Annotated in this window: 5 protein-coding genes; 1 reads left to right on the forward strand and 4 read right to left on the reverse strand. The window is 50.3% G+C overall.

Annotated elements, in window-relative coordinates; translation table 11 throughout:
* Positions 1 to 47: 47 nt before the first annotated feature.
* The 4 genes from ACYC56_RS11795 to iorA all read right to left on the reverse strand — a co-directional run bounded on the left by ACYC56_RS11795 (position 48) and on the right by iorA (position 4,840).
* On the reverse strand, positions 48 to 929 hold the full coding sequence (locus ACYC56_RS11795; protein WP_461374379.1) for a branched-chain amino acid ABC transporter permease: 882 nt from the start codon (positions 927 to 929) through the stop codon (positions 48 to 50).
* A 206-nt stretch (positions 930 to 1,135) separates the two neighbouring features.
* Entirely contained in the window at positions 1,136 to 2,329 is a 1,194-nt protein-coding gene (locus ACYC56_RS11800; RefSeq protein WP_461374380.1) for an ABC transporter substrate-binding protein, read from the reverse strand.
* Positions 2,330 to 2,475: 146 nt separating this feature from the next.
* A complete protein-coding gene (locus tag ACYC56_RS11805; RefSeq protein WP_461374381.1) occupies positions 2,476 to 3,120 on the reverse strand; it encodes an indolepyruvate oxidoreductase subunit beta in 645 nt (214 codons plus the stop codon).
* Positions 3,089 to 4,840, reverse strand: coding sequence for an indolepyruvate ferredoxin oxidoreductase subunit alpha (gene iorA / locus ACYC56_RS11810; protein ID WP_461374382.1), 1,752 nt, complete (start codon positions 4,838 to 4,840; stop codon positions 3,089 to 3,091). The genes ACYC56_RS11805 and iorA overlap by 32 nt, the downstream gene beginning before the upstream one ends.
* A gap of 282 nt (positions 4,841 to 5,122) precedes the next feature.
* Here iorA and ACYC56_RS11815 point away from each other — a divergent pair.
* Positions 5,123 to 5,388 (forward strand): hypothetical protein (locus tag ACYC56_RS11815; protein WP_461374383.1); only part of this gene is annotated, 266 nt, incomplete at its 3' end.

Consider the following 5,388-nt stretch of genomic DNA (forward strand, 5'->3'; position numbering starts at 1 on the left):
CATTTAGATTTAAGGAGTTTTCCAATATCCGACATCGATACTCTCCGCTACACTTTCTCTTTTATTCGAACGCCAAGAATTCCGCTGGGCTTCAGGAAAAGAACCAGCAGCAATATCAGAAAGGCGATCGCGTCTTTGTATCCCGAATCGATAACACCAACACTTAAGGACTCCAGCACTCCCAACAGAAGACCGCCGGCGACTGCTCCAAGCGGATTGCCCAGCCCACCGAGAACCGCACCCGCAAACCCTTTTAATCCTAGGAAACTCCCAACCGAGTAGCTTGTCATTGAAATAGGTGTGATAAGGATGCCGGCTACCGCGCCGAACGCCGCGCTCATAGCAAATGAGAGCATGACGATAAACGAGGGGTTTATCCCCATCAACCGGGCCGCCGATGGATTGATCGAGCAGGCCTTCATCGCTTTGCCAATTATCGATCGTTTATAGAACACCTGGAGCAGTATAACGGTAATCAGCAGTATGCCGACCACCCAGAGGTTTTGGGGAACAACCGACGCGCCGAGCACCGATATCGGCTTATCGCCGGTAAATGGCGGCAGCGTTTGCGGGTCGCGTCCCCACAGTATCATGGCCACATTCTTAAAAAGGATAGATGCGCCAACGGTTACTATGATCAAGGTGATTATCGACGAATTGCGCAAAGGTCGTATTGCCAGGCGCTCGAATATCACGCCTATCGCTGTTACGATAACAATCGCTATGATGATCGCTAGTACCAGCGGGAGCCCGGCGGCAGTATAGAGGGATACGGTAATCAACCCCCCGAGCATTACAAATTCGCCTTGCGCGAAGTTTATGAGTTGCGTGGAGTTATATATTAACGTGAACCCTAGCGCTATCAACGCGTAGATACTTCCGCTTGTTATTCCGCTTATCAGGTATTGCATGAATTGATCAAACTGCATATAAGCTGCGATCACACCTTAAGATATTCAAGCCGATATACTATCCGATATCAGCTTGTTTATAGTCGAATCGCCGGTTTTTTTGGCTATCCATAGGATACATGGTTTTGCAGGGTTGCGCTAGACAAAAGAGAGCGGGTGGCGTACCCGCTCTCTTCGTGTGTTGGTATTGAGTTACTCATAGCAATCGGTTACTTTACCGATACCTACTTCTTCTCGATCCACTTGCCGTCTTTTACCTCGACCATGATCATATCAGAGCCGGCGGTACCGTCATGGTTATCCGCACCGTAGGAAATGATGCCGCTGATGCCGACGAAGTCTTTTGTCTTCTCGATTGCATCGCGCAGCTTCTCGTTGTCGCTTCCGGCCTCTTTCAACGCGTTCGCTAGGATATTTATCGCATCATATGCGTGGCCTGCGAACGAGTTGGCATTCTCGCCGTATTTTGCTTTGTAATCCGACATAAAGGCTTTGATTACGTCCGCCTGATCGCCTGTCGCCGAGCTGGATACCAGGATTTTCCCGGCCGGGAAAACAACGCCTTCCGCCGCAGACCCGGCGAGCGTCAAGAACGTTTTGTTTGCTATGCCGTGGCTGCCGATATAGGGCATCTTCATGCCGAGCTGTTTCATACTCTTTGCCGCAACAGCAGGACCAGGGTTGGTACCCCATACTACAACGACGTCGGGTTTTGCGCCGTTAATCTTGGTTAACTGAGAGCTGACATCTGTATCATCGGTCTTATATGTTTCAGAAGCAACGACTTCAAGCCCGGCCTTTGGAGCCAGTTTATTTAGCTCTGTCGAACCGCTCTGCCCGAATGCATTAGCATCGCTGAGAATAGCGAATTTCTTGATCTTCAATGTTTTGCTCATGTAATCGATTACCTTTTGTACCGCTACGGCGTCGCTCTGAGCGGTTCTAACTATCCACTCATTCGGCGCTTCAGTAATCTTAATGCCGGCCGCCATTGCGATCTGCGGTATTTTCGCCTCGGCTGTCTTTGGCTTCATAGCCAAGGTAGCCGGGCTGCCCGTGCCGCCTATAAGTGCGATAACATGTTCTTCATCAATAAGCTTACTTGCAGCGATAACGGCGTTCTTCGGATCGCTCTGATCGTCCTCGACCTTGAGGTCGATTTTGTGTCCATTAATCCCGCCCGCTTTATTGATCTTATCTACTTCCATCTGAAGCGTGTTTTTCTCCTGTACTCCAAGCGCCGCTGTCGGACCTGTGACAGATACGACCGCCCCGATGACATAAGGCTCGTTAGACGCTTCTTTTGATTTTTCGCTCGAACCAGTGTTCGACTGGGTTGTCTCTGTCTTAGCCGCCTGGCATCCCAGCATGAAAACCGCTAGGGCGATTACCAGAAGCGCGACAATCCATTTCTTCATCCGCTTACCTCCCATTAGATTACATTTAGTAGTAGTTACGTATTGCTGGAAAAGCTGATTATCTCGCCCCCTTTCGGATAGGGATAGTCATTTCTGAAGATTCTTAACTCGCTTGTTAAATAGTAATTCTACTGTGTTAACCCGCGCTAGACAATAAATGCCGGTTTTGATGTGAGATCGTACCCGATATCGAAAGCCCGTTTGTTTATATCAACGGTCTTAGGGGGCACTCTGCGCTCGATGGCCGCATACCAGACGCCCCGATCGATTGGCATGAGCGCCGCCAGGCATCCCAGGAGAACTATGTTTGCCGCCTTCTTGCTGCCCGCTTCTTCCGCAAGGGTATCCGCATCGGCTGCAAGAAGATTGATGCCTTTGCCGCGGATCAGTTCGTCTATGTTTTGCGGATAATGCGCCTTTCCAAGAAGCACCGGAAGGGGCTCTATCTTTTGAGTATTCATGATAAACACGCCGCCCGGCTTCAAATAATCGCTCCATCTCAAGGCCTCGAGCTGCTCGAATGCTAGGATATAATCGGCTTTCGCTTTGTCGATTAGCGGAGAGAATACTTTGCTTCCAAATCGCACCATTGTATTAACGCTTCCGCCACGCTGGCTCATACCATGTATCTCCGACATTTTGACGTCATACTCGGCGTTCACCAGCACCTGCGATAAAACATCCGCCGCCAGGATAATCCCTTGTCCGCCTACTCCTACTAATAATATATTCTTAACATCGCTTATCATATGCTCTCCATTATATTCCTGCGCCTTGGTCGACCTTGGCATACTCGACAATGGCATCCTTCTTGCATACCTGGACGCACACTTCGCAGCCCGAGCATGTCTCGGGGTCGATCTCGGCGCGTTTTTCTCTCCATGAAATCGCAGGGCACCCTAACTTGATGCAAGCTTTGCAACCGTTACATGTGCGTGTCACCATCAACGGCTTAGCTTTGGGCCTCTCGACAAGCAGGCACGCTCTTCTAAATATAATTACCGATGGTTCTTCTTTCGCGGTTTCTTCTTTTATGGCTTCCTTTACGGCTTTTAGGTCATAAGGGTCGATGACTCTTACCGATCGTATGCCGGTCGCCCTTACTATCATTTCGATATCGAGCGGATGGCTCTCGTAGCCTTTTAGCGTCGTTCCGGTTCCAGGGTGATCCTGCCGGCCGGTCATCGCAGTAGTGCGGTTGTCGAGAATAAGCACCGTTGTAAAGCCACCGTTATATACGGCATCGATGAGCGGCGTTATCCCTGAATGCACGAACGTCGAATCTCCTAAAACTGCGACGACGTCTTTTCTGCCCGTCGCTTTTTGGAAACCGGTGGCGCTTCCAATACTCGCTCCCATACAGATACAAGTATCCATCGCTTCGAGCGGCGGTAATACGGAGAGCGTGTAGCACCCGATATCGCCGGTCACCACCAGTTTCTGCTTATTTAAGGTATAAAACACACCCCTGTGCGGGCATCCCGCGCAGAGCATCGGCGGCCTGCCGGGCAACTCGATATCAATCGTCTCCGACTCCTCCGCGGTGTCATCTTCTCTATCGATCAAGGCATCCCGTAAAATATCGGGATTGAGTTCACCGATTGCGGGGATAAACCTTTTGCCGGATACCGGAAGCCCCCAAATCTTTATTTGCTCTTCGATAAACGGATCGAGTTCCTCGACGACGATTGCCTGCTCGACCTGCTCGATAAAATCGGTTATGAGCTTCCTTGGAAGCGGGTATATCATGGTTAGCTTTAAAACGGATGCGTCTGGAAACGCCTCTTTTATATATTGATATGAAACACCACTGGTTATGAACCCGATATGACGGTTTCCCCATTCAACACGGTTTCCGCGGAACTGCTCTGCAAACTCTGAGAGCGCATTAAGCCGGTTCTCGACCACTTCGCGTCGACTCTTAGCATACGCCGGAATCATGACATATTTCTGAGGGTTTTTCTCGTACGCCGACTCTTTCCTTACTCTCTCGACATCGACCTCCACAAGGGATTTCGAATGGTTTACCCTAGTCGTCGTTCTCAGAATTACGGGAGTATCGAATATCTCGCTGATCTTAAACGCCTCGTCTACAAGCCACGCCGCCTCTTCGCTATCGCTCGGCTCAAGCATCGGTATTTTTGCGGCCTTCGCGTAGTTACGGTTATCCTGCTCGTTTTGCGAGCTATGCATCCCGGGGTCATCGGCCGAGATAATAACAAGCCCGCCGTTTACTCCAGTGTACGCGAGTGTAAACAGTGGGTCTGCTGCGACATTAAGCCCCACGTGCTTCATCGTAACCAACGCCCGTGACCCTGCCAAAGATGCGCCTATAGCAACCTCGAGCGCCACTTTCTCGTTGGGCGCCCATGCGGCTTCTATCTCTTCGTATTTCACAATAGTCTCGAGTATTTCGGTGCTTGGCGTACCCGGGTAGCCCGTCGCCATGCTTACACCTGCGACATACGCGCCGTGCGCTATCGCCTCATTACCTGATAACAATACCTTCATTTAACTATCCTTCTGTGACCTCGGTTGCCGTGTAAAGCCCGGCAAGCTATCTATTATATTGTTATTATCCCCTCTCATTCTATACATTTGACAAGCTAAAAAGCAATTCCTTAGAGGAAGAAGCCAGAAGGCGGGAGTCAGAATCCGTACCATGAACACGCTTGCGAGAAGCGGGTCAGCAATCCGGCCTCGTAAACGAACCGGGCCTCTCCCATTTAATATCCTACATTCCTTAACGCGTTTAGAAACGAGATTATTGGAAACGTTGAAGGTGAAATAACCATGAGTGGGGGTGATGTGATGGCTATGACGTATAATCTCGATAACGTTATCGATGGCCTGCCCTACCCGGCGTCAGGCGACGATGTCATAAGCGCTCTCGAAGCAAAGGACTTTCCCGAGACCTTCCTGAGCGAGTTCAGGCCAATGATTAAGGGTAAGAATTTCAACTCGGCGGATGATCTACATAGTTGGTTAGCCGACAACATGACGACCCATATGGCCGGTCTACTTGGCGGCGCGACTGTTCACGACCTGATCACTCGCGC

Source organism: Candidatus Aquicultor sp., from assembly GCF_054640775.1.

What these genes read in the sequence shown, in the direction of transcription:
- ACYC56_RS11795 (WP_461374379.1), bottom strand. Translation starts at nt 929, where the DNA reads ATGCAGTTTGATCAATTCATGCAATACCTGATAAGCGGAATAACAAGC.
- ACYC56_RS11800 (WP_461374380.1), bottom strand. Translation starts at nt 2,329, where the DNA reads ATGAAGAAATGGATTGTCGCGCTTCTGGTAATCGCCCTAGCGGTTTTC.
- ACYC56_RS11805 (WP_461374381.1), bottom strand. Translation starts at nt 3,120, where the DNA reads ATGCCAAGGTCGACCAAGGCGCAGGAATATAATGGAGAGCATATGATA.
- iorA (WP_461374382.1), bottom strand. Translation starts at nt 4,840, where the DNA reads ATGAAGGTATTGTTATCAGGTAATGAGGCGATAGCGCACGGCGCGTAT.